Origin of the sequence: Dietzia sp. DQ12-76, assembly GCF_014145045.1 — a bacterium.
Taxonomy (GTDB): domain Bacteria; phylum Actinomycetota; class Actinomycetes; order Mycobacteriales; family Mycobacteriaceae; genus Dietzia.
Map to the genome: position 1 here is coordinate 1 of NZ_JAALDV010000560.1, position 2,167 is coordinate 2,167.

General features: G+C 71.6%; 2 protein-coding genes. One reads left to right on the forward strand and one right to left on the reverse strand.

What is annotated here, in order from left to right:
- Positions 1–23: 23 nt before the first annotated feature.
- The gene (locus tag G6019_RS16730) at positions 24–1,775 is read right to left on the reverse strand and encodes a proline--tRNA ligase (RefSeq protein WP_107758107.1); all 1,752 of its coding nucleotides are present in this window, start codon (positions 1,773–1,775) and stop codon (positions 24–26) included.
- Positions 1,776–1,833: 58 nt separating this feature from the next.
- Here G6019_RS16730 and yaaA point away from each other — a divergent pair.
- On the forward strand, positions 1,834–2,167 hold a 334-nt coding region (yaaA, locus tag G6019_RS17530; protein WP_309230354.1), incomplete at its 3' end, for a peroxide stress protein YaaA.

A 2,167-nucleotide genomic window follows, 5' to 3' on the forward strand; every position in this document is an offset into this window, starting at 1 on the left:
CCGCTGACGCCCGGTCCGGCCGGCTAGCGCCCGGCCCCGATCGTGCGGACGATCTCCTCGGCGGCGCCGTCCACCGGGACCTGGGTGATCTCGCCCGTCGCGCGTTCCCGGAGCTCGACGGTCCCCTCCGACCAGCCACGGCCCACCACGACCACCCACGGGACACCGATCAGCTCGGCGTCCTTGAACTTCACTCCCGGCGAGGCCTTGCGGTCGTCGAGGATCACCTCGAGGCGGGCCCGGTCGAACGCCTCCACGAGCGTCGCGGCCCCGCTGATCGCCGCCTCGTCCTTGTTGGCGATCACCACGTGGACGTCTGCCGGCGCGGCGGCCTGCGGCCACACCAGACCCTTCTCGTCCGCGTACTGCTCGGCCAGCACGGCCACCAGCCGGGACACCCCGATGCCGTAGGAGCCCATCGTCACCCGAGCGGGCTTGCCGTTCTCCCCGAGGACGTCGAATCCGAAGGCGTCGGTGTACTTGCGACCGAGCTGGAAGATGTGGCCGATCTCGATCCCCCGTTCGAGGGTGAGCGTGCCGTGGCCGTCGGGGGCCTCGTCACCCTCCCTGACCTCCGCGGCCTCGATCGTTCCGTCGGGGGTGAAGTCGCGGCCGCAGACCAGGTCCACGACGTGCCTGCCGGGCTCGTCCGCCCCGGTGATCCACGCGGTCCCCTCGACCACCCTGGGGTCCACCAGGTACCGGACCTCGTGGGCGGCCAGGGCCCCGGGACCGATGTACCCCTTGACGAGGAACGGGTTGGCGGTGAAGTCGGCGTCGTCGAGCACCGCGACCTCGGCGGGCTCGAGGACCGCCTCGAGGCGCTTCATGTCGACCTCGCGGTCCCCGGGCAGGCCCACGCCCAGCAGTTCCCAGTCCCCGCCCGGGGCACGGACCTTGAGCATCACGTTCTTGAGGGTGTCCGCCGCGGTCACCTCGCGGCCGAGTCCCGCTCCGTTGGCCCAGTCGACCAGCGTCGCGATGGTCGGCGTCCCGGGGGTGTCGTGGACGACGGCGGCAGGCAGTCCCTCGAGCGGGCGGGAGGGCGGAACCGGGGTCACGACCGCCTCGACGTTGGCCGCGTAACGCCCGTCGGTCGACCTGACGAAGGTGTCCTCACCCGCCGGGGAGATCGCGAGGAACTCCTCGGACGCCGAACCGCCCATCGCCCCCGAGGTGGCGGCGCAGATCACGTACTCGATTCCCAGGCGGTCGAAGATGCGCTGGTAGGCCTCCCGGTGCACCTGGTACGAGCGCTCGAGACCGGCGTCGTCCAGGTCGAAGGAGTACGAGTCCTTCATGGTGAACTCACGCCCCCGGAGGATTCCCGCGCGGGGTCGCTCCTCGTCCCGGTACTTGGACTGGATCTGGTACAGGGTGACGGGCAGGTCCTTGTACGAGGAGTACTCACCCTGGACCGTGAGCGTGAACAACTCCTCGTGGGTGGGGCCGAGAAGCATGTCGTTGCCCTTGCGGTCCTTGAGACGGAACAGCGCCGGCCCGTACTCGGTCCACCGCCCCGTCGTCTCGTAGGGCTCGCGGGGCAGGAGCGCGGGCAGGCTGATCTCCTGGGCGCCGGAGGCGTCCATCTCCTCTCGCACGACCTGCTCGATCCGCCGGAGGGTGCGCAGACCGAGGGGCAGCCAGGAGTACACGCCGGGCGCGACGCGCCGGATGTAGCCGGCACGGACCAGCAGCTTGTGGCTCAGGACCTCGGCATCGGCCGGGTCGTCGCGGAGCGTGCGCAGGAACAGGTGGGACAGACGCGTGATCACGGTGGTCAAGCCTAGCCGCCCGGGGACCCGCCTCCGGCGCGACGGTAGCCTCGGCCGGGTGCGCATCCTCCTCTCGCCCTCCGAGACCAAGTCCGTCGGCGGGTCGGGCGCCCCCCTGGACCTGGCGTCGCTGTCGCTCCCCGCGCTCACCGACACCCGGCGATCGGTGGCCGGAGCCCTGGTCGCGATGTGCGCCGACGATCCGGACGGCGCACGAACCGCCCTCGGCCTGGGCGACTCGCTCGCCGCCGAGGTGACCCACGACGCGCACCTGTGGTCCTCACCCACCGCGCCCGCGCTCAGCCGGTACACCGGGGTGCTCTACGACGCGCTGGACCAGTCCTCCTTCACCCGCGCCACCCGGTCGCGCGCCGAATCGCGGCTGTGGATCA